Here is a 24,360-nt window from a genome sequence, read left to right on the forward strand (position 1 = left end):
CACCGTGCCTCCCGTCCGTCGTGGCCACCTCGTCTAAATCGCGAGGTACCCGCCGTCGACGGCGAACTGCGAGCCGGTCGCGAAGGCGGCCGCGTCGGAACCGAGCCACGCGACCATCTCGGCGATGTCGTGCGGCGTGCCGAGTCGGCCGATCGGGTGCTTCGTCAGCAGCGCGTCCTTGAAGCCGGGGTAGGTCTCCTCCAGCGCGTCTATCATTGGCGTCTGGATCACCCCGGGGAGCACTGCGTTCACGCGGATGCCTTTGTCGGAGTACTCCACCGCGGCGGCTCGGGTGAGGCCGATGACGCCGTGCTTCGACGCGACGTAGGCGGACTGGTGGGCGATGGCGGCCTGCCCGAGGGACGAGGCGGTGTTGATGATGGATCCGCCGCCCTGCGCCAGCATCTGCGGGATCTCGGCCTTCATGCTGATGAACACTCCGGTGAGGTTGACGGCGATCACCTTGTCGAACTGCTCCACCGTGACGTCGGCGAGGTCGGGGCCGGTGAGCTCGATGCCGGCGTTGTTGTGCGCGATGTCGAGTCGGCCGTAGCGGTCCACCGTGGCCTGGACCAGGTGCTGCATCGACGCGAGGTCGGTCACGTCCGCCCGGACGAACGCCACGGCGTCTCCGCCGTCGATGTACTCGAGCGTCCCGTTGCCGGCATCCTCGGACAGGTCGGCGACGACGACCCGTGCGCCGTGGTCGACGAGGACCTTCGCGGTCTCGCGCCCGATCCCTCCGCCACCACCGGTGACGAGTGCGACCTTGCCATCGAGCGAGTTTGACATTGTGTGCTTCTTTCTCTCTGGGAGCGGCGTCGGTCGGCGCCGCTCGTTCAGTGCGGGAGCTGCGACGCGGTGTCGGCTGTGGGGCCTTGGCCCTTGATCGTGGACACGGTGTCGGTTCGGTTATGCCGCTTCCGCGAGCGTGGCGGAGCGTGCGGCTTCGTAGGCGTTCGGGCTGAGGCGCTTGACCCCTCCAAGATCAGGGGTCAAGCGCCGGCCATTCTGCCCAGACTGCCGGCCAAGTCATGGCGCCTACCATTAGCACGTGCAACATGGCCAACCGCCAGCTCGGACGCGGTGACCAGGAAGGGCTGCGGACGATCTACGACAATTGATCGAGTATCCGGCTGGCGCCTATCCGCGTCAGCCGGATATTCGTCGGCTCAAGCGGCAGGCTGATCGATCTTCCTCGAGCTTGCGCTTCCAAGTCGACTCGCGGACAGCGCCGCCAGCGCGACAACGACTAGCTGTAGTTCCCCGTGAGGTTGTGAACGGGTGACATAGGAGAGACCTCCGAGGATGGCGACTCTCCTGCCCTACAGCGTCTCGGCCATATCAGTTCGCCTTCTTCTCGGTGGACATCCCGGGCTTGATGAGAACCTTCGTCCAACCCTTGGACCTGGCGTCGAAGTTCTTGTAGGCATCGGCAGCCTGGTCCAGCGAGATCTCGTGGGACACGATCCAGGAAGGGGTCGCCTTGCCGGCGGCGATCAAGTCCCGCAGCTGGCGGTTGTACCGCTTGACCGGGGCCTGACCGCTCCCCAAGGTCTGCCCCTTGAACCAATGCGTTCCGAAGTCGATGGCCGCCTTTCCCTGCTTGGCGAGGTCGTCCTTGGCTCCGGGGTCCTGGGGGACGAACACACCGACGGTGCCGATTCCTCCGGTGAAACGCACCGCGTTGATGAGCATGTTCATCGTAGCGGCGATGTCCTCGTTGCCCTGGGGATCGTGGGCCTGGTAACCCACGCATTCACAACCCCGGTCAGCTCCCAGCCCCATCGTCTCGTCGAGCACAGCTTGCACGGGATCGACCTTGGAGTCATCGATGGCGATCGCGCCGATCTGCTCGGCCAACGCGAGCCGGTCAGGGTGACGATCGACCACCATCACCTTCGCGGCGCCCTTGATCATCGCGGACAGGGCGGCCATCAGCCCGACCGGACCCGCCCCGGCGATGACAACGCTGTCGCCCGGGACCACGCCGGCCATCTCGGTGGCGTGGTAGCCGGTGGGGAAGATGTCGGAGAGCATGACGTAGTCGTTCTCCTTCTCCTCCGCATCCTCGCCCAGGCGCAGCGCGTTGTGGTCACCGAAAGGCACACGGAGCAGTTCCGCTTGGCCACCGCCGTAGGGACCCATGTCGGCGAACCCGTAGGCCGCACCGGCGAATGATGGGTCGGGCTGGGTGGTGAGGCAGTAGTTGGTCAGGCCGCGTTCGCAGTTCTTGCAGAACCCGCACGAGATGTTGAACGGGAGCACAACCCGGTCTCCGACCCTGACCTTCTCCACACCACTACCGACCTCGATGACCTCCCCCATGTTCTCGTGACCGAACGTCCGACCTACCTCGAAGGACGTCCGCCCCTCGTACATGTGGAGGTCCGAGCCGCAGATGTTCGTCGTCGTTACCCTGACCAGGACATCGGTGGGTCGCTCGATCTTCGCGTCCGGGACGTCCTTCGTGCTGACCTGACGGGGCCCCTCGTACACCACTGCCTTCATGTCTACTCCGATCCGATTGGTGTTGCTCGAGAGCCTGCTGGCCTCGATAGCCTGCTGGTAGGGCCTTGACAGAGCCAGCCCTTCGCGAGACATTGAACGCCCGCCGAAACCACGTTCTGATGTGCGTTTTCGGCGCGATCCGTGGCCTCTATCGCGAGTGCACCGTAATCGATCGTTTTCGGCAGCGACGGCCGTGGCCATGCTCGGAGACGGAAACAGGTAGAAACCTGAGGTGGGCCCGCCCGGAGTGAGGCACCTCGAACCCCAGCCGGCTGCTACCCAAGCTGGTATGCCTAGTTGCCCGGTATGAGGAATGGTTGAGCCACTGAGGACGCTCGGGTTTGCCGTTACTGGGCGAGTTCGCGGTCTAACCGGTCGAGGAGGAGTTCCAGCGCGATCTCGAACTCTTCTTTGCTGTGGTCTTCGCTCAGCAGGCTGCGGAGGCGGCGGACCTCGGGAGCGTCATCCAAGGTTTGCTTACCGTCCGAGTTCGGGATGGACGCATCACCCTCGTCGAGAGGCACGTCATCGGGGCCGAATTGCGCTCCCCTAACGGTCGTTTCCAGGAGAAGCTGACCGAGGAGAAAGCTGCTGAAGGTCCGGTACGCGCCGACGGCTTGCGCATCGGTGAACCCCTGCGCGATCAGGGAGCTGAGAAACGTGTTGACCACTTGGACGCTCCGAAGAGGCGGACGCAGCCACGGCGCGGCGGGGTGACGAGTTGCGATCAAGGGGAACGCTTTGGGGTGCGCCAATGCGATGTCGCGAACCGCATGGGCAACGTTCTGCAAGAACGCCTGCCAATGCTCCCCAGCCTCCCGCTCCATCGTCGCGGTGAGCTCAGTCATCAGGGAGCCGACAACGCCCTCTAATAGGTCTTCCTTCCCGTGCACGTGGCGGTACAACGCCATCGCCTCCACGCCAAGCTGCGTGCCGAGGGTTCGCATAGAGAGCCCTTGCGGGCCAGTCTCATCCACCATCACGAGCGCCGCGTCGACGATCGCGTCACGTGTGAGCTTCGGGGACGACGGGATTTCGGGCTTTTTCATAGGGGCCTCCGCCTCGATCTTCCCTCGCCGCGACGTCTTCGTGAGGATATGCGTCCTTCGCAGCAGGTGTTTACACCGTAAACTGTGGGTGACGTGAGGCGGTACTGCCATCGCGAAGTCGCCGCCGACTAGGGTCCGGGGGTTAGTACTGTCGGCTCGCGTCATCTTGGAGAGGGAGGACGCTTTTGCCGTTTCACAGCGCCGCCACTTTGCAAAGGTGGCTGAATGAGTTCGTCGTGTCTCGCGGTGACGCGGACCTTGTCAAGGTCGTGCCCCAGGACAGCTCTGACGGTGAGGACAGTGGCCTTGTTGTGGTGCCGCTGAGGAACGCTACAACCACCGTGTACCTCCAACCGCCGACCGCCGAAAACGACCGCTGGCGAGTCGTGTTCGAGCCGCAGCCCGAAGAAACCCTGGTCACCTTTGAACAGACCCGCGCCCTGACGGCGGAGCTCAACACCGCGGCCGATCTGTGTGAGTTCTTCGAACAGAAAGACGCCTCGCACCGTGATTCCACGCCAGGGCTCTCTCGCGCCGCACGCAGTGATGGGCACGCAGGACAGAAAGGCCCAGACGTGGCGCGCCTGACACTCGGCAATGATGCGGTCAAGCTTGACGACCGCACGCTCGCGCATGTCGAAGCGGTGATAGTGACCAAGCTGCGCCGCCACGAACCCTTCGTGTTCACGTGGGAGATTGATGCCAGTTTGGGAAGCGGCCGCGTGTCACGGTGGATCAGCTCTTCAACGAACTGGGATGCCCGCTTCGATGAACGCTCCCCCATGTCCCTGAACGCGGCCTGGCTGCAACGGCTCATGAAGACAGCGAACTCCCCGGGCGGGCTCCGACTGTTACCCGAACCTTCCGCAGACGCGCCGGAGGACGCTGAAGAGCCCGCCGAGTCCGCACACCCGTGACACAGACTCCACGCCACTCCCCGGGCTTCGGCCCCACCCCTACGTGAGGACAATCCGCATGGTCTTCCACAGCAAGCAGACACTCGAGCACTGGGTGGCGGAGTTCATCGACGCTCGAAACGCGGGCGAAGATATCCGGGTGGCCGTTCAAGACGGGTCCGGAGGCGAGGACACCGGACTCGTCCTGATCCCCCTCACGAGCGCACCCAACTCGGTCTGGATCGAACCCCGCGAATCGGGCGATGACCTCAGTTGGCATGTGTTCATCGAACCGGCCGGGGAAACGCTGGACCTCACGAGCTTTGAGCTCAACGCTCTTACCCACGAACTACAGATCGCCGCAGAGCTGTGCGCCTACCTGCAGGAGCGGTCCCTCGGGCACTACGAACCCGAACCCACCCCCAAGTCCTCCTCCTCCACGGCTGAGTGACGCACACCGGAGGCGACCGCCGCGTGACGGCCCGCGAAGACCGTTACGCGGCGGCGCTGCTCCCGACGGCATCGGTGACAGCCCTCAAGAATGCTTCGACGTGTCGGAGCTCCGACGGGGTGAGTCGCTGCGCAGCAGCCTCTAACCGGTCATCCGTCACACCGATGGTGTCCCGCACCTCCTGCTCGGCAAGCTCGGTAATCGCAACCGCGACAGCTCGACGATCCCCAGCGACCAAACGCCGCGCGACCCGACCGGCACGTTCGAGCTTGTCGATCAGAGTGGTCACCGACGCCGATGAGATTCCCAAATGTCGAATGAGGGCCTGCGGCCTCGCCGCACGGCCGGGCTGCTGGGTCAGGAAGCGGAGAGCGGCGAGCTCATTCTCACTCATCAGCAGAGATCGTCTAGCGCGGGTCAGCATCTCATTCTCGGCGACCCGGTAGCTCTGCAGCCTGTCCAAAACTCGTCGCACGTCATCCCCGGCGGTCTTGTCGTTGTCATTCATAACGCTCCACTTGCCTCACGTGGCTGACCGAAACGATAACGCCGGGCGCGGCAGATACGCCCCCCATGGCGCGGTCGAATAGCACGTGATATCCGCCCGGTGGTTGGCGGTCCCGCCGGCAAAAGGTCCTCGGCGGAACCGCCTGAGCCTCGCAGCTCGCCGGCAACGGTAAACGCCGCCGCAAGCGACGCATCCGCCCTTGCGGAGGGCGCACCCTGTGGGGTAACCGCAGACTGTTACAATCAGCCGCGATGGTGTCAGCCCTGTGGCCTCACGCCACGGCTCCCAGTTAGATAACCCGTCCTCCAAGACGAGCGAGAAAGTCCCTGTGCCCATGCCGTACCGCAGCAGCGCACTCCTTGAAGCCTGGCTAGCGGAGTTCACAACTGACCACGCCCTCGGAGGGCTGGTCAGAGTGATCCCCCAAGACGGCACCCTCGGCGAAGACACCGGGCTGATCGTCTTCCCCCTCGGCGGTGGAACTACCAGCGTCTACATCGAGCCTGTAGCCGTTGGCGACTTCCGGTGGCGCATCCACTTCGAACCCCGCGAACAAGAAGCCGTGATGAGCAGCGCACAGGTACATGCGATGGCCGCGGAACTCGAAATGTCCGCTGCCCTATGCGACTTCATCGAAGCCAAATCCGCCGAACACATCGCAGCCACCAAAACCGCCTGACAGCCCCATTGCGTCAGCCGGTCGCGTAACCGAAGCACCCCCTCCGGCCCAAGTGCCACCAAGCACAGAACGCGCGCCGAAACGGTCCACCGAAACCCGGTTACGGACGACGATTGCGGTACGGCTTCGAGCGCCTATCGCCACGATGCCCCAGAAACGATCGTTTCCGGCGGGCCGGCCCTCACCCGATTCGGACTCGCGCTCCGCCGACAGGTCTCTCCCGCAGCATGGTTAGCAAGACGTGGCAGTCCTACGTTCCATAGATGATTGGGTACAGCTACGTCAGGGCGTGCTCAGAGGGGCGCTCCGAGTTCTTCGTAGGGCGACCGCGGCCACGCTTCTTCACGCCGGCGCGGTCGAGGAGACCGCGCACCCGCTGAATGCTGTAGCCGGTGTCCGTCGCGAGTTGTTGGATGCTGGCGCCACGCTCGTATTCGTCGGCGAGGATCGCACCTATCCGGTGGGCTAGCCAATCGCTCGTTCGTTCGTGAGGCTCTAGCTGCGGCACCCGCTCGATCCCGCCGCCGCCGTAGCCTCGGTGAACCTGCCCCTTTGGGGTGACCTCCTGATCCGCTTCGTTGCCCCATGCGCTCCAACCCTCGCGTGCGTATCGGGCGAACAGTTCTAGGTATGGGCCAGGGCTGCATGACTCGATGAGGTCGTATTGCTCGTCTGGCTTGCGGCTGTGCTCTCGCTTCCGCGTCTCGATCATGTTCACCGTTGACCGGGCAGGTGCCAGGGTCCGCATCGACCCCTTGACGCCGAACAGGATCGGTTCGGTTACGTTTCGGAAGTAGAAGCCGACGCCTCGTCCGTCTGGTCCGCCATCCTTGCGTCGCTTCGCCCACACGATGTTGCTGACGTACCGGAACCCCCACGCCTGCAGAACCTCGATCCCCTCGAGTAGGAGGGCGTTGGGAACCCAGAGGTAGAGGTGTGCGTTCTTTGAGGTCACATCTCCGACCGGCAGCGCCTTGATGTCGTCGAGATCCATCGTTCCGTAGCGATCCAACCGGCGATGTTCTGGAGCCACCTTCCCTGTTCGGTTAGCGAAACGCCACGGCGGGTCAGCCAGGACTGTCTGGAAGCCGCCGTCCACAGTGGGAAGAGGGGCGATGTCGGGGAGGTCTGCCATGCTGTCGATCGTGGGCACACTGAGATCCTACGCCCTAAAGATCTAAAGCGCGGGCATTGGATCTTTATATTTCGGCCGGCGAGCGCCAGTTTGCTGCGTCAGTTGTCGGAGTCGTCGTCCGTCAGCAGCTCCGGCGCGATCGATGGAGAGTGCACCAGCCCCATGCGGTGCCCGAGTCTTTCGGGTGTCTCACCTGCACCAACGGAGTTGGCCAGCTCAACAATCGCCGAGTCGAGATCGTCCGGCCACCGGTAGAGACGATCAGTGATAGCTATGGCGAGGATCGGGCATCCGCCACCGTCGCCCCGCTTCACTCTGGGGACCAGCTTCTCGAAGTTTGACGTGGTGCTCGTTCCGAGTGGGTCGTTCGGGGTTTTGGTGAGGCGACGCCGCCAATCCTCTGACCAGCCTGCACCGCTGGCGATCTCCTTGCTCCGCGCAATGGTCTCGATCCACAGTTCCCGCATCCCCGTCACGGTGCGCGTAAGGATGATCCCGGCGTCTAGGGCGCCCCCGTCGTAGAGGGCGCGGAAGTTTCCGAAATCTCGATCGAGGTTCCCATCCTTCGGGTTCCACTCAACATCCAGCCCGATGCGACCCCGGACGTTGTCGATCTTGTGCCCGCCATATTCGTTTTGGCTGACTCGGCGGTACCTCGTCGTTTCCCCCGCCGCTCGATACGGCTCAAGCGTGAGGGTGGTCGTCAGTTCCTGGTCGTAGCGACCTTCCCGCCACCCCAGCTCCCGGAACGCTTCATCAAGCTCAAGTGAGATGAGGTGCTTCGATCCGCCCGGGCGCACGATCCGATCGACATCGAAACTGAAGTGCGACAGCACGGCGCAGAGTTGCTCGAACTCCTCCGGGTGCGTAGAAGCAATGAGCGTCGCAGCGTTGCGGGTTTCAGCGAACTCATACCGATCAAGGAGGTGCGACGGCATCACAGCGCGCCAGGATTCGGTGAGCTCCACGCGACTACCGTATGCCACGGGTCGGCTGCCTCACGTGATAGTCAGCTGGCTGCAGAGGTATCGATCTCTCCAGCGCAGGTGCACCCTGTGGTCGGAGGTGTCAGCTCCAGCTTCGATGAACGTGCCACTCCCCCGGGCCGCCGTACACGTCAAACACGATCGACTCTCCGGTCTCGTTCGTGGCCTGGAACCGCCAGCCGAACAATCCGCGGCGTCCGCCGACGTCGTCGGGGTCGACGGACCACACTGAGCCTCGGAGTCGCGTGGGCGTGTCTGTCACCGTCCACCTCCGCCCCGCGTAATACATGCGTTCCGGCGTCTCTTCGACGAGCCAGAGTGTGACCTCCGTGGCGGTGGCGGTGTGGGTCATGGCATCCGAGAATAGAACATAAGTTCGATATTGGGTAGCGTGTCACCTTCGGGAGGAGGTCGCCGTGGGGACGAACAAGCGGTACGCCGCGGCGGTCGATCACCGGATGGATACGCGCATCCTCGAGCGGATCGCGGCGGAGGCCGGCCCCCTGCAGTCGCTCTCGAGCGCCGAGCTGCGGTTAGACGTGGAACCGGTGACGATCGACCCGCGGCCGAAGCCGGCGAAGGCGTGGGTGCGCTTCGGCGCGACGCCGGCGCTCGTCGACGCGGAGGTCTGCCGGTGGACAGCGGATGCCTGCGCGATCAGGTTCCGCGTGGGTGAGACGGAGATGAAGGCGTGGGTGTGGGCCTCGGCGGTCACGCCGGCCTCTCCTGGCGGGCGCTGGGCGCCCCTGTGGACGGTTTCTGCGGCGCCGCCGGCATCCTGGTTGCCTGGCGTCGTGGATGACGACGAGTGGCCGGGCTTCTCCCCTACCTGTGAGCGCTGCCTGGTGCAGCTGCAGCCGTCGTGGACCCCGCCGGCTCCCCCGGTGTGGCGGTGCCCGGATTGCGGCTTGGTGCGCGTGTTCTAGCCGATCTGTCGCACGAAGAGGATGACTTCTTCTGCCGGGATCCTCGACCGCAGCTGCTCGATCGCGACGCCGGAGGACGGCGCCTCGAGCTCCACGCGCGTTGCCTCGTCGACGTCGCGGGGGCGGTGTGCGAGTTCCCAGAGCATGTGTCCATTCTCCCGGCACAGCGCTGCCCCCGGCCGGGGAGAGAGGTCGGCCGGGGGCAGCGCTGGTGCCTGGGTAACTATCTCGTGGCGCGCACCTCGCAGTCCGACTCGCCTTCCGCGATGAACAGACTTTCAATAGAGACGTCCCAGTGCTTGTAGCGGCCGGATGCCTCGAGCTCGCGCTCGAGCATGCTCGTAAACGAGGTCGTCGCGCTGCCCACGTGGGGCAGGAACGGGCCATAGTAGACCGCTCTCTCGTCGCCCTCGTTCGTGAGCATGACAGCTCGGACGATGACAGCTGTGGCAGTGCGCGTGGTCATGGATGCATTCCTCCAGTGGCTCGATTCGCCGGTGGGCGGCGAGGTCGTCGCCCACCTTCTCAGGGATCGGGGACGTTACTGCTGCTGGTCGTCGCGCGCGTTGCGGGTGATCGTGGCGGTGGCGCGGGTGAGGTCGGCGCCGATGCTGTCAGCGTCGATGACGCGGCCGTACTGCTTGTTGCCCTCGTCGCCCCAGCTGGTGGTGTGCTCGCGTCCGATGACGATGACGGCGTCCCCTCGGTGGAGTGAGGCGGCGGCGTTCTGGCCGAGCTCGAACCGCGCTTCGACGAAGTGGGTGGTGGGGGTGTCGTGGGGTTGCCACTTGCCCTGCCGGTACTCCCCCGTGTTCTCGATGACGCGGAGCTTGGTGATCTGAATGGTTCCCGCCTGCACAACTTCGGGATCGGCTGCCAGGTTTCCGGTGATGGTGCGGATGGACATGGTCGTTCTCCTTCTCAGTGGGTTGCGATGCGGTCGATGTGGTCGGGACGGAACCCGGACCAGTGATCCTCGTCGGTGACGACGACCACGGGTGCTTCGGTGTAGCCGAGGTCCTCGACGACGTAGGCGCGGGCATCCTCGTTGTCTCGGATGTTCACCTCGTCGTACTCGATTCCCTTGCTGGTGAGCACGTTCTTGGTCAGCGTGCAGCGCGCGCAGCTGGGGCCTGTGGTGTAGACCGTGATCCGCTCAACCATTGCTCTGCCCTTCCCTCAACCAACCGTTTTTCTTTGCCTGCCGGCAATCGAGAGATTTACGGCGAGCGGAGCGGGAGGGAGCAACGGACGTGGAATACCGGAGTGAGCGCAGCGAGGGAGGATATGCCGCGAAAGCCGTTGGCCCGACGTGGAGCCGACGTATCCTCGACAGCCGGACAGGTCAAAGACTGCGGGAAATGGTGCGGGCCGCGTAGCGGCGCCTCTTGAGCGCCGGTCTCCGTGCCGGCGGGAACAGCCCGTAGGGCGGCGTGCTTTCACGGTGATATCACTCTGAAAGCGAGCCACGGCGAGTGTCAGCCTTTGTGCTCTGCCCGTATGACCTCGAGGCCGCGCTGCAGCGCGCGGAGCGCGGTCTTCTGCTGTGTGCGGTCCTCGAGCTCTGCGACTTCTGCGAGCAAGGCGGGAAGCTCGGGGTTCTTGCCCCACCGGAGCAGGAAGGTCTTGGACGTACCCTCGGGCCACTCCCCCGCGCTGGTCGCTCGCGGCGCGGGTCGGGATGCCGGCTGCGCCTTGGGCGTCAGTGCCGGCGTCTCAACCTCCTGCGTGGGAGCGTCGGCGGCTGCGCCGAACGCTTCGATCTTGGCGGGGTCGACGGGGGTGCGCTTCTTGATCGCCATTAGGACACCAACTCTGCTACGAGGGCCTGAATCTCGTTCTTGGCTTTGGGGTTGTTCCACTCGACGACGCCGAGACCTTCCCCGATCACGTCGCGGTATGCCTTGCGCTCGTAGATGACGGTGTCGAGGGGACGGATGCGCGGGTAGTCGGCCAGGTACTCCCCCGCGTCGTGGCGTTCGGTGATGCTCGGGTTCGACGGCGCCTGCGTAATGAGTCCTCGCACGTCGAGGCTCGGGTTGAGGTCGACGGCCTGGTCGATCACTTCGCTCATGTGGCCGAGGGTGTCGAGGTCGAGTTGGCTGGGGCGGACGACGACGACGAGGGTGTCTGCGGCGACCATGCCGGTGCGCATCTCCCTGCTGTCCTTGCCGGCGACGTCGACCACGACGACGTCGTAGCGGCCGGCGAGGTCCTGCAGGGTCTGGTTGATGTTGCCGAGCTTCTCGACGCACGCGATCGCGGGCGTGTGCCGCTGTTCCTCGCGGTCGGCGTGCCAGCGAGCGGCGGAGCGCTGCGGGTCGGCGTCGACGAGGCACACGTCTTTGCCTTGGCGGGCGAACTCGACGGCGAGGTTGACGGCGATGGTCGTTTTGCCGGGGCCGCCCTTCTGACTCCCGATGAGGATGATCATGGTTTCACTCTACTTTCAGTGTGATATCGCAGCGGTATTGAAGTGCTGTCGATCTGATACCGGTTTCATAGTAAAACTGTAGTGATATCACTATGACGCCAAGGCAGCGCGCTATCAAGTCGCTTTCATAGTGATATCAGCGGGGGAGTGCGAGGGGATCGCCCCTCGCCGGCCGGCCGACCGGAGGGAGGCCGGCGCGAGCTGGGTGCGGAGGGGCGACCGAGGTCGCCCCTCCGCCTGTTACTGGGGGTCGTCGGCCGTGAGGGTGTCCACGAAGGTCACGTGATCGGGGCCGTCGACGGTGGCTGTGTGCGCGAGCGTGTAGCCGCGCTGGGCGTAGTAGTCGAGCTCCTGGGCGCGGTAGGCGATCTGTCGCCCTTGGGCGACGACGTCGCTGGTCTTGCTGACGCGGTTCTCGATGACGACGATTCGCTGGCTCATCGTGCGACCTCCTCGGCCGTAGCGTCTGCGGTGCGGTGGTCCTGAATCTCAGCGTAGGCGACGCGGTCGGTCCAGCTGTAGCCGGTTTCGACGCTGACGGTCTTGGTGTTCACGCGGGCCACGCGCCGCCAGTGGCCGCGGATCTTCACGGCGTCGCCCTTGTGGACGGTGGCGGGGGAGTAGCCGGTGGCCTTGCCGGTTGCGATCTGGTCGGCTCGTACCTGTTCCCAGTAGGCGAGCTGGTCGCGCAGCTCGTCGAGCTGCGGCGCGTAGTGCGCTGCTCGCTTCGCCTTCTGCTCTGCGGTTGCCGGGCGGTATCCGGTTTCTGCGTCGTAGACGTCGTCTTCGATGCGCCGCTCGACGCGCCGGATATCGGCGGCGATCTTCTCGATGCGGTTGGCGACGGTCACGGGGTTGTAGCGCGCGTCGGTCGTCACGGCGGCCGCGTTGGCGCGTCTGACGGCTTCCTCGGCCTCGTGGTGGGCGTCGATGCCGCGTCGGGCGCTGTTGTGCGCCTTGTCGATCGCGTTCCGGTGGCGGCTCTCGGAGTGGTGGCCGACCTTGATCGGCTCGCCGCCTTCGGGGAGGCGTGCCACGTCGCGCATGTGCGCGTCCCAGAGCGCGTCGGCGGTGGCTGTCTTGCGGTCGGCCTTGGCGTCGAGCGCGTCGACGCGGTCCGCCTGGCGTGCGATCTCGCCGGCCTCGACCTCTGCGGTGCTTCGGCTGGTGCGGTCGATCTGCAGCGGGGCGAGGGGGAATCCTGCGGCCTCGAGCGCTGCGGCGGTGCGGGTGATGATGTGGTCCTGGGGGAGCCGGTCGCGGCTGTTGGGGACGTACCACGCGCCGATGCTTCGCCCCCAGCGCCAGCGGTTGGCCTTGAGGATTTCGGCGGTGCCGTCGCCCTTGGCGGTTCCTTCGATGATGGTTCCGGCCTCGTGCGTGTGCGTGATCGTGAGCATGTTGGGTCCTCTCTCCCTCTCGTTTTTTGCCGTGAAGGCGACTTGTCGCCGCGAGGGAGTGCCAACCGGAGTGCAAGTGACCGTGGAATACCGGACTGAGCGCAGCGAGGGAGGATATGCCGCGAAAGCACTTGTGCGGAGGGCGGCCGACCGGATGCTGCCGAAGGCTTCACGGCATAAAACGAATGCCCCGAAGGGCATAGACGCCGACCGGAGGGAGGGCCGCTTCGGCGTCAGCCGCTAGCTTGAGGGCGTGTCGTCATCTACCGGCGTTGCCGTCAACGAATGCTCGCCCGATTGCCCAAACCGTCCGTGCGCCAAGCCCGATTGCCCAAACCGTCCGTGCGCCAAGCCCGATTGCCCAAACCGTCCGTGCGCCAAGCCCGATTGCCCAAGCCGTCCTTCGACAAAGTTCGGTTTGGAGCAAGGCCACTGGTCCTTCACACTGCTGGCGTTCCTCGTCGGAATAGCTTTTGTGATCGTGGCTTTGATCCTTCTCCCAATCGCGGACTGGACTGACAACGAGCGATTCTTCGGGACATTCGCGTTCCTCGGTGTCTTGATCGCCGGCGTAGGCGCGATTGTGCGTGCGATGGTCCACGGCAGGAAGGACAGGGTGAGGGCTGATCATGTCGGCAAACTTTTTACGGTGACGGCGTTGACGTTCTCGTTTATCGGTGCGGCCATGCGGATATTGAGCTTGGACGGCCTGCCTTTCCTGGGGGCACTGATCGCCCTTGGCGTCGTCGCTCTGGCGGTGATCGGTCTGATCGGGTGGATTGACAAGAGAAAGAAGCAGAAGCGGACAGCGATAGCAGACTGATATCGCACTGGGGGGAGCGCGAGGGGGTCACCCCTCGCTGACCACAACCCCTGCGATTGCGCCGGCCTGCACCTCGTGGATCGCGTCGATGTATTCGCTCATGATGGTGTGCTCGTCGAAGGGGCTGAGGTCGTCGCCCCATCCTTCGCCGTTGTCGTGATCGGCCCAGAGGGCTGCGAGCTCGACGTCGGTGTCGGCGTTGAAGGTGTGGCCGGTGTCGGTGGTGAGAGTGAGCATGGTTCGTCCTCCTGGGGGAGTGGCGGGGGCCGCTGTGCGGCCCCCGCGCGGTTCAGTCCTGGGTGTCGGTCTCGGTGGGGTCTGCGGGATCGTGGGTGACGATCTGCTCGACGTCGCTGAGCCCGTATCCCCATGCGGCGAGTTGGGTGAAGTAGTCCCGGTCGGTGCGGGACGGTGAGCGCCAGGTCTGCTTGCCGGTGATGCTCTCGACGGCTCCGAGGATGATTGCGAGGGCGACGTGGGTGGCCTTGGCGGGGTTCTGGTCGACGAGGGTGGCGAGTTTGTCGGCCTCGAAGTAGCCGGAGGGTTCCAGGCCGAGGAGTTCGTGTGCGAGCCGGTTCCCGTCGCGGGTGGCTGTGCTGACGGCGTTCCGGTGGATGGTGAGTCCTCGGGCGATGACGGCGGCGGTGTCCTTGGGGAGCGTCTTGCGGGCGAGGAACGTGGTCAGCCACTCGCGGCGCACGACCTCGGCGGATGCCCATGCCTTGTTGTTGGCGATCAGGGTCCGGCGTTCGGCTTTCTGCTCGTCGGTCATGGGGCCGCTGTTGGCTCCTGCGCCGCTGTCCTTGCGGAATCCGGCGCTCTTGTAGTCGCGGAGGTAGTAGGTCGTGGACGGCTCGCCGCCGTAGTAGACGCGGACGGATGCGAACTGCTCTTCAAGGTTCTCGATGTGCTCGACGGTGACGCGGTCGCCGTCGCTGGTGACGAGGTCGCGGATCGCGGTGTATTCGGTGTCGTAATAGCCGGGTTCCTGGGGGAGTACGGTGTAGCCGCGTTCGGTCAGGTCGGCCTCGGCGGTGGCCTTGATCTGTGCGCGTTCCCGCTCGTCGCGGGCGCGCTGTACGGCGTGCTCGAACTGGCTGGGGTTGGTGGTGGCGACCTCGATCAGGGTGGCGCGGGCGTCGGCATCGGCGTCGAACTCGATGAGTACGGCTGCCTGGTCGAGGGTCAGCGGGTGCTCGGTGATCGCTGCTGTCGCGACGGGGTTCTCCGCGACGGTGAGTGCGGTCTTGACCTCTTTGGCCTTGGTTCCGGTGCGCTTGGCGATTGCGGTGACGCTCATGCCCTCGAACGCGAGTTGCTGGAACGCGGCGGCTCGGTCGCCTTCGGTGAGTGCTTCGCGCTGGTCGTTCTCGACCATCTGCTGAATGATCCGCTCGGCGGTGGCTTCTGCGGCCTCGACGACGTAGACGGGGATCGTGCTCAGTCCTGCCTCGCGGGCGGCGAGGGTGCGTCGCTGACCGGCGCGGACCAGGACGTTGCCGTGGTCGTCGCGTCGGGCGAGGACGGGCGTGAGGACGCCGTTCTCCCGGATGCTCTGCACGAAGGGGGCGGTGATGGGTGCGCTGGGGCGCACGTTGGCCTCGATGACGAGGCTCTGCGGGTCGATGTGCTCGATAGTCCCGGTGTGGGCGGTGGTCTCAGCCATGATCTTCTCTTTCCCGATCAACTGTTTTGTTCGCCTGTCTGGCAAGAGGATCGTTTGAGAGCGGAGCGGCGAGAGTGCGGGGTCGTGGAATACCGGACTGAGCGCAGCGAGGGAGGATATGCCGCGAAAGCCCCGCACGGCAGCCGTGGGAGCGAACTACGATTCGGCGGCCAGGCAGACCGGACAACGAAAAGCCGGCCGCGGAGCGGCTCGACCGTTCGGAGCGCAGCTCCGGGCGCCTCGGTGGGGTCAAGCCGCGTCGAGCGTGGCCGCGGGGGAGAGGATGCCGGCTCGCACGAGCTGGAGGGCCTGTTTGTGGTCGCCTCGACCGTCAGGGCCTCGTGGGTACCGTGCGTAGTCGGGACGATCGTTCTGCGCGAACAATGCGACGCCGGTGGTGGCTCGGCGCCCTCGGCGCTTCTTGTTGGGTTTCCTCATCCACGTGAGCTCGGCGTTCCACCATTCCCACCGGGCTCGCTCGTTGCCGTAGGCGGCACGTCGCCGCTCGAGGTAGCCGGCGACGTCGAGGGCGTCGGCGGCCTGGTCGAGGGAATCGTGATCGCCTCGAATCCATCCGGCCGGTCCACGATGGGCCAGTCCGTGCGAGGAGAGGCGGTCGAGAGCTTTCCTGATCCGCTGGGCGTCGAGACCGGTGGTCGAGCGGAGCTCGTCGACTGTGGCGATCGCGTCAGGGTGCAGTGCAGCGTAGATGATCCCTGCGGTGCGGCCGAGGCTGCGGGGGGCAGCGAAGGTGTCGTGGCGGAGGGGGCGCAGTCGGTTATGGAGGTGGCCCAGCCAGTAGGCGCGTGTCGGGGTGGGAGGGGGGCCGGCGGGGCGTGCAGGCACTTGTGTCCGGTCGTGAGGGTGGTTCTCTGTGGAGAACTTCTGGGAGAGGCGGTAGCGCTGTCCGTGCGGTCCTTCGGGATCTCCGACGCGGACGATCCACGCTGAGTCGGGGTCGTCGGTGACGGGCTGGGAGAGCCGCTGCAGGGCGGTGTGCACGGTGGTGCGCCCGTAGCCGGTGTCGGCGGAGAGGCGCCGAACGTCCGTCTCGACGGTTAGCTGCGCGGACTGCGCGATGTAGAGGCAGAGGGCGTCGAGGACGGCGCGGGTGCTGTGCGTCCCGGTATGGCGTCGTGCCGCCGATGAGGCGCGGTCCGCGCCCCAGAGTCCCGGCATGGCGTCTGCGCGCTCCTGGGCGCGTTCTACGGCCGCGACGGCACGGTTGGAGCGGGCGAGGTAGTCGGCGTCGTCGCCGGCACCGTTGAGGGGGTGTGAGGCGACGTAGCGGACGGCGTTGTTCCATGCGTTCGTGAGCGTGCGGACGCGGCCTGTCGCGGTGCGTGGCGTGCGTTCCTGGCCTCGCTTGGTTCGCATGGTGCGGACGTGCTCGAACGCGGGGGAGTCGACCAGTTCGAGGACGTCGGCGTACCGCCAACGAGAGTGCGCGCAGCCGGCGAGGACGGATGCCAGTGTGTAGGACGCGTCCACGGCGGGGGTCTCGTCGATGAGCGCGGCGACGCGCGGGCTGAGGGCGCGCTTGGGGCCTGCGATGTAAGGGTGGCCGTCCTGGTCGACGGCCATGCCGTGTAGGGCTGCGAGTTCCGCGGTGGGGAGTTCGGCGCCGGCGTCGACGAGGAATGCGGCGAGGTCGGTGACCGCTTCGGGCGGGACGGGCTGTGTGGTGAGGGGTGCGAGCGGCCCTAGGGCCACGGATACACCGCCGAGGCGGTGGGGGGCTCCGGGCGGCCGCACGCATCCTGTGGCGGGGTTGAGTAGGGGAGTGGGGTCGAGGGAGGGGAGCAGCTGCGTGGCGAGTAGGGCGAGGTCGCGGACGGCTGTGGCGTCGACGGCTGCGGAGAGGCCGATCCAGACGTGTCGGCCGCCGGTGGGGCCGGATTCGCAGACGAGGTGCGGGATGTTGAGCTCGTCGAGCCAGAGGGAGAGTCTGCCGGCGTCGTAGGGTGCGTTTCCGCGGCTGCTGTCGAGGTCGAAGCAGAGGTAGTTGAAGGTGCGGCTGTCGGCCGAGAGGTACATCGCCCACGTGGTCTGCGGGGGCAGCCCGTTCACGGACCAGTCGCGGCTGTAGTCGTTCAGGATCTCGCCGCTGGCGTCCTGCGCTGCTGCGCGCACGACGTCCCGCAGCGTGAGGGCGCGGGTAGTCGCCCACGCGGAGGCCCGATCGGGTTCCGACACGCGGGTGTGTGCGAGGGAAACGCTGGCGCCGAGGCGCGCGCTTGGTATAGTCAGTCCCAACTCCTTCTGGGAACGACGAAGCCTCCGGCTTCACCGGACTTGGAATGTGGAAGCTCTCGAGTCGTGAGTTTGGCGACCTGGACTCAGAGCAACGAATCCTTGAGGGGCCCGCCGGAAACGGCGGGCTCTTTCGTTTTATGCGGCGGCGGAACTGGCCTCCCGGGGGATATCGAGCTCGGCCGCGCGATCGCGCGGGGGCTTGGGGGCGTACTGCGGCATGTTGAGCCGTTCGGCGGCGAGAAGAAGCAGGTAATCGCCGTAGCTCAGCCCCTCCTTGTCGGCGTTCTCCTTGAGAATCGCGCCGAAGGTGACGGGAGGCTTCGCCAGAATCGCGTCGCGCTCGCCCTTGCTAGGGCGGCCAATGCCGTTGCGTGCCATGCCTCGAACGCTAACCGCGTTTGCGTTAACGAAACGTGAGGCGAGGCGGCGTGTCGGAGTCATTCGACGTCCTCACCACTGGGGCGCTGATTGCTCGTTTCGTCGAGGAGTTCGCGCAGGCGCCACTTGTGCACGATCCAGCGGTTTCCAACGAAGGAGCCGGGGATGTGCCCCTGCTCGAGCCAGATGTAGATGGTGCCCTTGTACTTGACGCGGAACAGCTGCATCAGGTCGCGGTAGCTGAGCTCGTCGGGGTAGTCCGCCAGGACGTCGACGGGCTCGCCGGCCGGGATGGGTCGGTTGCTCGTCGCGGCCAGCCACACACGGATCTCGGCCTTGAACATGACCCACGAATCAGCGATCCGGTGGCCGGGGATGATGCCGTCGCGCAGGCGTGCGCGCACGGCGGGAGCGCCAGTGCGGATGATCTTGGCGACGTCCGCAGTGGTGAGGGTGTCGGGGAACTGCGCCCAGTAGTCCTCTTCGCTCAACGGGGGATGGTCCTCATAGTTGTTCCGATCGGGTTCGGAGGGTGGAGCTGTTGAGGGACCAGTATTCCAAGCGGCGACGTTCATGCGAGGTTTCCGTCCTCGGTGCCTGAGAGCGTGATCGTCAGCCGGACGTCACCGAGAACGGCGACGTCGCCGCTCTGTAGCCGGTAGGGCTTCCACGGTGTGAGCTCCACGGTCACGGCGCCGGTGCGTTCGATGAGGGTGCCGTTCGCGGATGCCTGGTCGGTCGCCCAGAGTGCGCCCTCGTCCCATTCGAGGCGCAGATGGGTGCGGGAGACCTGGCGGGTACCGTCGTCGGTGGTGAGCAGGAGCTCGACGGCCTCGCCGGGCTCAGGGGCAGGCCGCCGGCCGATGAGCGCCGTGGTCGTGAAAGCCCCGGACTCGCCTGTGCTGGCGTGAAGCCGCGCGGTGGGGACGACGGGACGTTTGCGCTCCGAGAGCCGCGTGTAGGGGTCCGGCTCGTCGTATTCGTCCGGTGCCTTTGGCGCCGCCCACGCGGATGCCACCGGCTCCGCAGGCGGGGTTGGTAGCACCGGTCCTCGCGGGATCTGCTGCGTCGGTGTTGCCGCGGTGGTCGGCGCCTTCCTGGGGCGCGCGCGGCGGGCGGCGGCGTGTGGATCCTCGATGACGTTGCCGGTCGGTTCGACGGCGACGTTCCACTCGCCGTCGGGGTCGACGATCTTCATGCGGACGGGACGGCGCAGCTCGACGGCGATTGTCGCCGCGTACCCGATGACCGCGTGGCGGGTGTCGGTGAGCTCCGCGGAGGGGAAGTCGTCGTGACGACCGGCGACGTTCGCGTGGGCGCTTCCGTCAGCAGCGACGGTGACGTGAATGACGGGATAGGGCGGGACTGCGGTCATCACTGCCTCTCACATGACGAGGGCGGGCAAAGCTCCATGCCGAACAGCTCGTAAAACTCTTCGGGGTGAACGAAGCCGGCGTAGCGGGCAGGCGACCCGAGCGAAACAGCGTCGGGCAGGGAGAGCACCGCTTGGTCGGTGCTGCCGATCCGGTTGATGCGGAAATCGAGGTGGCATCCGCTGGACGGTCCCTCGTTGCCGACGAGGGCGATCGGCTGCCCTGCGGTGACGGTGTCCCCAACGTCGACGGAGACCTGATCCATCCTCATGTGGAGGTACGACACGCTCCATCCCTCGGGCGCTTTGACCGTGAGTTGGTATCCGGCTTTGTAAGTGACGGTGCCGGCGCTGATGGAGTAGATCTGGTCACCGCAGGGGTTGGGCCAGTGCTGCAGGTCGACGGCGGCGTGCCAGGAAGGTGCACCGGGGACGCTGATGCTGCGAGGGCCGAAGCCGGACGTCATGTTGTAGCCCTCGGAGAGGGGGAACTGAATGGCTCCGGTGCCTGTGCATCCGCCGCCCCCGGCGAGGGCGGTGACGACCTGGTTGGCCGCGTCGAAGAACTTCTCGTAGTGGAACGGGTCGGCGTTGCGCTGCACTTTGTGCGCGGCGATGCTCGGCTCGAGCGACGCCCAGTCGTCGACGGCGGCAAGGCGGGTGAGGAACTGGGTGGCCGCGTAGGTGGGGTCCATCACCTGCTCCTTGGTTCCCCAGCTGCCGATGCACCACTGTTGCTGAAACAGCCCGAGAGAGCACGTGGGGGTCCCGTCCGGGTTGGTGACGCCGTTGACGTCGTCACCGAAGTCGATGTTGCGCAGCGAGCTCTCGCCCATCGCGGTCATCACGGCGACCACCTGAGCCTGACGATCCAGACCGAGCGGGACGGCGGCGTTCATGATGAGCGCGGCGTTCTGCAGCTGCTCCCCGGAGTAGCCGGCGACAGGCTCCTCGGGCACGTCGTCGGGGTCGGCGGTGCCGACACCGCCGCTGCAGGCGGCGGACGCGCTACCGCCGGTCATGAACAGCAGGACGAGAGCGAAGATGCTCACCACGACGATGATCGGCGTGCCGATGATCAGCGCGCCGGTGAGATTCTTCGTCCCTTGTGCCATGTCAGCCGTCTGCGGGTCGGATCCGGTCTGCCAGCCACGCCGCGTCGGCGTTCGGGCGACTGAGGCTCACGTTGTAGTCACCCGCGTCGGTTGGGAGCTGAACGATCAGCGCGACCTCCGTGGAGGCGGGGAGGATCACGCCCGGCCCTGTAACTTTCCGGACGGGGATGCGTGCGGGGTCGGTGTCCTCATATGCGGCTGCGCCGGTCTGGGTGAGGTACGGGTACAGACCGTTGATCCACTCCTGATAGGGGAGCTCGGGCTGCGCGTAGGCGGTCAGAGCTGCCGTGGCCGCGTCGATTGCGGCGGCCTGGCTGTCGCTCTCAGCCTCCGGGACGGGCGCGACAGTAGCGCCCGTGTCGCTCGGTGGGGTGGGATTGATGGGATTGGTGCTCGTGGGGGTGGGAGCCGCCGACTGCGTCGGCTCCGGCTGTGGAGGGTCGCTTACGCAACCGGTCACGGCCAGCGCAGCGACAAGAGACAGTGTGGCGCCAAGCGCCCGCTGCGTGCTCCGAGGGGTGACAGTCACGCGCCCAGCGTACCGTTTGCGCAGGCTGTAACAAATGTTTATCGACGGGTCTGCGATATCCTGGGTAGGATTACGTCATTGAATATTCGCCACCAGTGTGGACAGCGCGCCATGCGTGACGGAGTTCGAAAAGAGGATAGATGAAGTCCTCACAAGAGCGGAGCGAGCATGACGAACGTGAACCCGTGGATCACGGGGCCCGATCGGGCCGCTGATTCCGAGCCGGAAACTCCCGCAACTCCCACGCGCCGCACGGCCAGGACCGGCCCCGCCGCTCCGCAGGCCGGCGTCCCCGTTCCTGACACGGCGGACAGACTGCCGCGTTGGTCTCAGGCATGGCCCGCGAAGGTGTGGTGGCTCGGCGTACACGGCGGCGCCGGCGAGTCGACTCTGGCCGCGCTCGCGCAGGACACTCGGCCTGCGCAGCACGGGTGGCCGATCGCAGACCCGCCCAACATCGCAACGAACGTCGTCCTCGTCGCACGCTCCAACTACCAAGGCCTGACGGCTGCGCAGCGTGCCGCGACTGAGTGGGCATCCGGCGCCCTGGGCAACTCGGTGACTCTTGCCGGCCTGGTCCTCATCGCGGATGCCCCCGGACGACTCCCGAAGCCTCTGCGCGATCTGCAGCAGGTCGTCGGAGGCGGCCTGCCCCGCGTATGGACGCTGCCGTGGGTGGACGCCTGGCGGCTCGGCCCTGCAGACCCTTCGACCCCTCTACCCAAGGCATTCCGCGAGCTGTTCGCGGAACTGCATTTGGACTCGAGCAGCCCTGCTCACAACTGAAAGGACCACCATGTCGCTCTCGCAGCTCGGACACGACGTCGTCTACTACGCGCTCGCACTCCCGGACCCGGAGCCGGTTGCCCCTCCTGGTTTCGAGGCCGTGGGCACGATTCTCGGGTGGGCGAAGTGGGTGGGCCTGATCGCCGCGGTTCTCGCGCTGATCTTCGTGGCCGTCCTCTTCATGTTCAACTCTCGCCGCGGTGAAGGTGGGGAGCACATCAAGACGTTCGTGGCGATCCTGATCGGCGTCATGATCATCGGCGCCGCAACCGCGCTCGTCGGCTTCATCTCTGGCGCGTAAGCACCCTCGGGGGAAATTCAAGTGAGCACGGACACTCCTAGCCCGTTCCGCAGCCGCGGCTTCATCGTCGCGGCTGCGGTGGTGGGCCTGATCGCGGTGATCGCGGTGGTCGCTCTCATCGCCGGCCTGTTCAACGGCAATGACGACGCGACACCACCTACGCCCACCTCTACACCCGCGCAGTCGACAACGCCGGTGGCGGACGACCCCAGTGTTTGCGGCCTCACCGCGGTCGAGGATTCGAGCTCTCTAATCGCGGCACCGGCGAATACGTGGGAGCTCGTGGGCACGATGGCAGCCCCGACAGAGGCCGAGGTCGGTCCTGGCGCCGTCGACGACGGCCTCCGCTCGTGCTTCGCCCGCACAGCGGAGGGGGCCCTGTTCGCGGCCGTCAACTTCGTCGCGACGGGCACGGACGCCAACCTCGGTCCGCGTCTCATTGACCTTGTCGCACCCGGACCGGGTCGCGACGCTCTCGAGGCTCAGGACTCGGCAGGCAGCTCGTCCAGCCTCCGCGCTCAGGTCGCCGGTTTCAAGGTGGCGGCGTACAGTGCCGACAGCGCCACCATCGACCTGGCCCTGAACTACTCGGACGGTTCGCTTGTCAGCGTGCCGCTGAAGCTGCAATGGGTGGAAGGCGACTGGAAGGTCGAAATGACCGCCTCGGGCGACCTCCCTCTCGCCCCTGCGGGTCTGCAGAACCTCGGTGGCTACATCCCCTGGTCGGGAGCCTGACCCATGGCTGCTGCGGCCGAATGCGAGTGGTGGGATCTCGTCTGCAAGGGCGGCAACGCCGTGGGCGATGTCGTGTCGAAGGCGTCGAACGACGCGATTCAGGAACTCATGAATCGCACTCTCGAAGGCTTCGGCGCCGCGGTTGCGAACATGGGCAGCATGTGGGTGCAGGTTCCCACTCCGGTACTGACGGCCGGCGACGGCTCGACGACCGGGGGCGGCACGCCGCCGGGGAGCGAAGCGTTCGGCACGATCCTCAACTACGTCACGTACATCGGACTGACGGTTGCCGTGCTGTCCCTCATCGCACTCGGCGCGCTCGTCACGGTGCGCGTCCGTCGCGGTGAGGGCATTCGCAGCGTCGGGGCGCTGGGAATCATCTTCTTCGCCGTGATGCTCATTTCGGGGGCGTCTGCACTCGTCGGCGGCCTCTTGAGCTCTTCCGCCCCGGACGGTTCCTCGTCGGCGGTCGGTTTCCTGCAGAACTCCCTCTGGTTCTACGTCGGCGGCCTGGCCGTCCTATCGGTCATCGTCGGCGGCATCCGCATGGCGTGGGAACAGCGCGCCCAGCCGGGTAAGGATCTGATCCAGTCGCTCCTCACGCTCTTGGCAGTCTCAGGTGCGGGCCTCGCGATCCTCACTTTGGCGGTGACGGCAGCTGACGCGTTCTCCATCTGGGTGTTGAACAACGCAACGGATTGCGACGTCTCTGCCGGCGGGGCGTCCCAGTGCTTCGGTACCAACGTTGCGGGGATGCTCGCGCTCACCGCTTCTTCACCCATCGGCATCATCGGCGTCCTCGTTCTCGCAGCGATCGCGATGCTGATGGTCTTTGTGCAGGTCGCGCTCATGGTGGTGCGCGGTGGGCTGCTCGTCATCCTCGCCGGGGTGCTTCCGCTCACGGCGAGCTTCACCAACACGCAGATGGGGCGGCAGTGGTTCGGCCGCGTCATCGGCTGGACGCTTGCTTTCGTTCTCTACAAGCCCGCCGCAGCGCTCATCTACGCCGCGGCGTTCCAACTCGTCGGAACTGACGCCTTCCTCGACGACGGTGGAGGGCTCTGGTCGATTCTGACCGGCATGGCATTGATGCTCATGGCGCTCGTCGCCCTGCCGGCGCTGCTGCGTTTCGTCGCTCCCATGACCAGCGCCGTCGCGGGCGGAGGGGGCGCGGGCATGGCACTCGCGGGCGCCGCCGGCGCGATCGGCGGAGACGTCGCTACCGGTGCGGTCCGCCGTATGTCGAGCTCGGCCGGATCCTCGTCCGGCGGAGGCGGTGGCGGAGCGCCTGCCAACAGCCCCGGCTCTCCGGCGACCGGCGCGGGGGGTGGCTCGGCGCCGCGGCCTGTACCTACGCCCGGATCGGGCGGCGGGGCTAGTGGCGCCGCTGCAGGCGGCGGGAAAGCCGCCGCGGGGGCGACGTC

General features: G+C 66.1%; 32 protein-coding genes. 9 read left to right on the forward strand and 23 right to left on the reverse strand.

Going from position 1 to position 24,360, the window contains the following annotated elements:
* Positions 1–33 precede the first annotated feature (33 nt).
* The 3 genes from NH287_RS07265 to NH287_RS07275 form a co-directional block, all read right to left on the reverse strand.
* Positions 34–792 carry a glucose 1-dehydrogenase gene (locus NH287_RS07265; protein ID WP_253035040.1) on the reverse strand — a complete coding sequence of 253 codons (759 nt, stop codon included), beginning with the start codon at positions 790–792 and terminating at the stop codon, positions 34–36.
* A gap of 552 nt (positions 793–1,344) precedes the next feature.
* Entirely contained in the window at positions 1,345–2,712 is a 1,368-nt protein-coding gene (locus tag NH287_RS07270; protein ID WP_253035041.1) for a glutathione-independent formaldehyde dehydrogenase, read from the reverse strand.
* Positions 2,713–2,858: 146 nt separating this feature from the next.
* Entirely contained in the window at positions 2,859–3,560 is a 702-nt protein-coding gene (locus NH287_RS07275) for a TetR/AcrR family transcriptional regulator C-terminal domain-containing protein (RefSeq protein WP_253035042.1), read from the reverse strand.
* Positions 3,561–3,796: 236 nt separating this feature from the next.
* Between NH287_RS07275 and NH287_RS07280 the strand changes: the two genes are divergently transcribed.
* Together NH287_RS07280 and NH287_RS07285 are read left to right on the forward strand one after the other, a co-directional pair.
* Complete coding sequence (locus tag NH287_RS07280) at positions 3,797–4,477, forward strand: hypothetical protein (protein WP_253035043.1); 681 nt, start codon at positions 3,797–3,799, stop codon at positions 4,475–4,477.
* A gap of 58 nt (positions 4,478–4,535) precedes the next feature.
* A complete protein-coding gene (locus NH287_RS07285; RefSeq protein WP_253035044.1) occupies positions 4,536–4,907 on the forward strand; it encodes a hypothetical protein in 372 nt (123 codons plus the stop codon).
* Between the two features lie 43 nt (positions 4,908–4,950).
* On the opposite strand, the gene NH287_RS07290 is transcribed toward NH287_RS07285, so the two are convergent.
* Positions 4,951–5,415 (reverse strand): MarR family winged helix-turn-helix transcriptional regulator, encoded by a 465-nt coding sequence (locus tag NH287_RS07290; protein ID WP_253035045.1) that lies wholly within the window; start codon positions 5,413–5,415, stop codon positions 4,951–4,953.
* 334 nt (positions 5,416–5,749) lie between these two features.
* Between NH287_RS07290 and NH287_RS07295 the strand changes: the two genes are divergently transcribed.
* Positions 5,750–6,094, forward strand: a complete 345-nt coding sequence (locus tag NH287_RS07295) for a hypothetical protein (RefSeq protein ID WP_253035046.1) — start codon at positions 5,750–5,752, stop codon at positions 6,092–6,094.
* A 277-nt stretch (positions 6,095–6,371) separates the two neighbouring features.
* On the opposite strand, the gene NH287_RS07300 is transcribed toward NH287_RS07295, so the two are convergent.
* From NH287_RS07300 to NH287_RS07310, 3 genes are all read right to left on the reverse strand, one after another.
* Entirely contained in the window at positions 6,372–7,247 is an 876-nt protein-coding gene (locus NH287_RS07300) for an MT-A70 family methyltransferase (RefSeq protein WP_253035047.1), read from the reverse strand.
* An 80-nt stretch (positions 7,248–7,327) separates the two neighbouring features.
* Entirely contained in the window at positions 7,328–8,197 is an 870-nt protein-coding gene (locus NH287_RS07305) for a BglII/BstYI family type II restriction endonuclease (protein ID WP_253035048.1), read from the reverse strand.
* 100 nt (positions 8,198–8,297) lie between these two features.
* Positions 8,298–8,567, reverse strand: coding sequence for a hypothetical protein (locus tag NH287_RS07310; protein WP_253035049.1), 270 nt, complete (start codon positions 8,565–8,567; stop codon positions 8,298–8,300).
* Between the two features lie 64 nt (positions 8,568–8,631).
* On the opposite strand from NH287_RS07310, the gene NH287_RS15225 reads away from it, so the two are divergent.
* Positions 8,632–9,141, forward strand: a complete 510-nt coding sequence (locus tag NH287_RS15225; RefSeq protein ID WP_290440420.1) for a hypothetical protein — start codon at positions 8,632–8,634, stop codon at positions 9,139–9,141.
* Here the strand turns inward: NH287_RS15225 and NH287_RS07320 are convergent.
* The 8 genes from NH287_RS07320 to NH287_RS07355 form a co-directional block, all read right to left on the reverse strand.
* The gene (locus tag NH287_RS07320) at positions 9,138–9,287 is read right to left on the reverse strand and encodes a hypothetical protein (RefSeq protein ID WP_253035050.1); all 150 of its coding nucleotides are present in this window, start codon (positions 9,285–9,287) and stop codon (positions 9,138–9,140) included. The two genes, NH287_RS15225 and NH287_RS07320, sit on opposite strands and share 4 nt — an antisense overlap.
* Before the next feature lie 77 nt (positions 9,288–9,364).
* Positions 9,365–9,607, reverse strand: coding sequence for a hypothetical protein (locus NH287_RS07325; protein ID WP_253035051.1), 243 nt, complete (start codon positions 9,605–9,607; stop codon positions 9,365–9,367).
* Positions 9,608–9,682: 75 nt separating this feature from the next.
* Positions 9,683–10,048, reverse strand: coding sequence for a single-stranded DNA-binding protein (locus tag NH287_RS07330; RefSeq protein ID WP_253035052.1), 366 nt, complete (start codon positions 10,046–10,048; stop codon positions 9,683–9,685).
* Between the two features lie 14 nt (positions 10,049–10,062).
* Complete coding sequence (locus tag NH287_RS07335; protein ID WP_253035053.1) at positions 10,063–10,305, reverse strand: glutaredoxin domain-containing protein; 243 nt, start codon at positions 10,303–10,305, stop codon at positions 10,063–10,065.
* A 314-nt stretch (positions 10,306–10,619) separates the two neighbouring features.
* Positions 10,620–10,943 carry a hypothetical protein gene (locus NH287_RS07340; RefSeq protein ID WP_253035054.1) on the reverse strand — a complete coding sequence of 108 codons (324 nt, stop codon included), beginning with the start codon at positions 10,941–10,943 and terminating at the stop codon, positions 10,620–10,622.
* Entirely contained in the window at positions 10,943–11,575 is a 633-nt protein-coding gene (locus NH287_RS07345) for an AAA family ATPase (RefSeq protein ID WP_253035055.1), read from the reverse strand. The genes NH287_RS07340 and NH287_RS07345 overlap by 1 nt, the downstream gene beginning before the upstream one ends.
* Before the next feature lie 240 nt (positions 11,576–11,815).
* Positions 11,816–12,016 (reverse strand): hypothetical protein, encoded by a 201-nt coding sequence (locus NH287_RS07350; RefSeq protein ID WP_253035056.1) that lies wholly within the window; start codon positions 12,014–12,016, stop codon positions 11,816–11,818.
* Positions 12,013–12,975, reverse strand: coding sequence for a DUF3560 domain-containing protein (locus NH287_RS07355; protein ID WP_253035057.1), 963 nt, complete (start codon positions 12,973–12,975; stop codon positions 12,013–12,015). The genes NH287_RS07350 and NH287_RS07355 overlap by 4 nt, the downstream gene beginning before the upstream one ends.
* A gap of 418 nt (positions 12,976–13,393) precedes the next feature.
* On the opposite strand from NH287_RS07355, the gene NH287_RS07360 reads away from it, so the two are divergent.
* Positions 13,394–13,798 (forward strand): hypothetical protein, encoded by a 405-nt coding sequence (locus NH287_RS07360; protein WP_253035058.1) that lies wholly within the window; start codon positions 13,394–13,396, stop codon positions 13,796–13,798.
* Positions 13,799–13,825: 27 nt separating this feature from the next.
* On the opposite strand, the gene NH287_RS07365 is transcribed toward NH287_RS07360, so the two are convergent.
* The 8 genes from NH287_RS07365 to NH287_RS07400 form a co-directional block, all read right to left on the reverse strand.
* The gene (locus tag NH287_RS07365) at positions 13,826–14,035 is read right to left on the reverse strand and encodes a hypothetical protein (RefSeq protein WP_253035059.1); all 210 of its coding nucleotides are present in this window, start codon (positions 14,033–14,035) and stop codon (positions 13,826–13,828) included.
* A gap of 52 nt (positions 14,036–14,087) precedes the next feature.
* Entirely contained in the window at positions 14,088–15,464 is a 1,377-nt protein-coding gene (locus tag NH287_RS07370; protein ID WP_253035060.1) for a ParB/RepB/Spo0J family partition protein, read from the reverse strand.
* 249 nt (positions 15,465–15,713) lie between these two features.
* A complete protein-coding gene (locus NH287_RS07375) occupies positions 15,714–17,660 on the reverse strand; it encodes a hypothetical protein (protein WP_253035061.1) in 1,947 nt (648 codons plus the stop codon).
* 195 nt (positions 17,661–17,855) lie between these two features.
* On the reverse strand, positions 17,856–18,098 hold the full coding sequence (locus NH287_RS07380; protein ID WP_253035062.1) for a hypothetical protein: 243 nt from the start codon (positions 18,096–18,098) through the stop codon (positions 17,856–17,858).
* A 59-nt stretch (positions 18,099–18,157) separates the two neighbouring features.
* Positions 18,158–18,589 (reverse strand): helix-turn-helix domain-containing protein, encoded by a 432-nt coding sequence (locus NH287_RS07385; protein ID WP_253035063.1) that lies wholly within the window; start codon positions 18,587–18,589, stop codon positions 18,158–18,160.
* An 80-nt stretch (positions 18,590–18,669) separates the two neighbouring features.
* Positions 18,670–19,473 carry an FHA domain-containing protein gene (locus NH287_RS07390; RefSeq protein ID WP_253035064.1) on the reverse strand — a complete coding sequence of 268 codons (804 nt, stop codon included), beginning with the start codon at positions 19,471–19,473 and terminating at the stop codon, positions 18,670–18,672.
* Complete coding sequence (locus NH287_RS07395) at positions 19,473–20,585, reverse strand: M23 family metallopeptidase (protein ID WP_253035065.1); 1,113 nt, start codon at positions 20,583–20,585, stop codon at positions 19,473–19,475. Before NH287_RS07395 ends, NH287_RS07390 begins: the two co-directional genes overlap by 1 nt.
* 1 nt (position 20,586) lies before the next feature.
* Positions 20,587–21,114, reverse strand: a complete 528-nt coding sequence (locus NH287_RS07400; protein WP_253035066.1) for a hypothetical protein — start codon at positions 21,112–21,114, stop codon at positions 20,587–20,589.
* Positions 21,115–21,462: 348 nt separating this feature from the next.
* On the opposite strand from NH287_RS07400, the gene NH287_RS07405 reads away from it, so the two are divergent.
* From NH287_RS07405 to NH287_RS07420, 4 genes are all read left to right on the forward strand, one after another.
* Entirely contained in the window at positions 21,463–21,900 is a 438-nt protein-coding gene (locus NH287_RS07405) for a DUF6668 family protein (protein WP_253035067.1), read from the forward strand.
* Positions 21,901–21,910: 10 nt separating this feature from the next.
* Complete coding sequence (locus NH287_RS07410; protein ID WP_253035068.1) at positions 21,911–22,201, forward strand: hypothetical protein; 291 nt, start codon at positions 21,911–21,913, stop codon at positions 22,199–22,201.
* A 21-nt stretch (positions 22,202–22,222) separates the two neighbouring features.
* A complete protein-coding gene (locus NH287_RS07415) occupies positions 22,223–22,936 on the forward strand; it encodes a hypothetical protein (RefSeq protein ID WP_253035069.1) in 714 nt (237 codons plus the stop codon).
* Positions 22,937–22,939: 3 nt separating this feature from the next.
* Positions 22,940–24,360, forward strand: a 1,421-nt coding sequence (locus NH287_RS07420; RefSeq protein WP_253035070.1) for a hypothetical protein, incomplete at its 3' end; no start/stop codon positions are given.

The organism is Microbacterium sp. CnD16-F (assembly GCF_024124465.1).
Lineage (GTDB): Bacteria > Actinomycetota > Actinomycetes > Actinomycetales > Microbacteriaceae > Microbacterium > Microbacterium gawkjiense.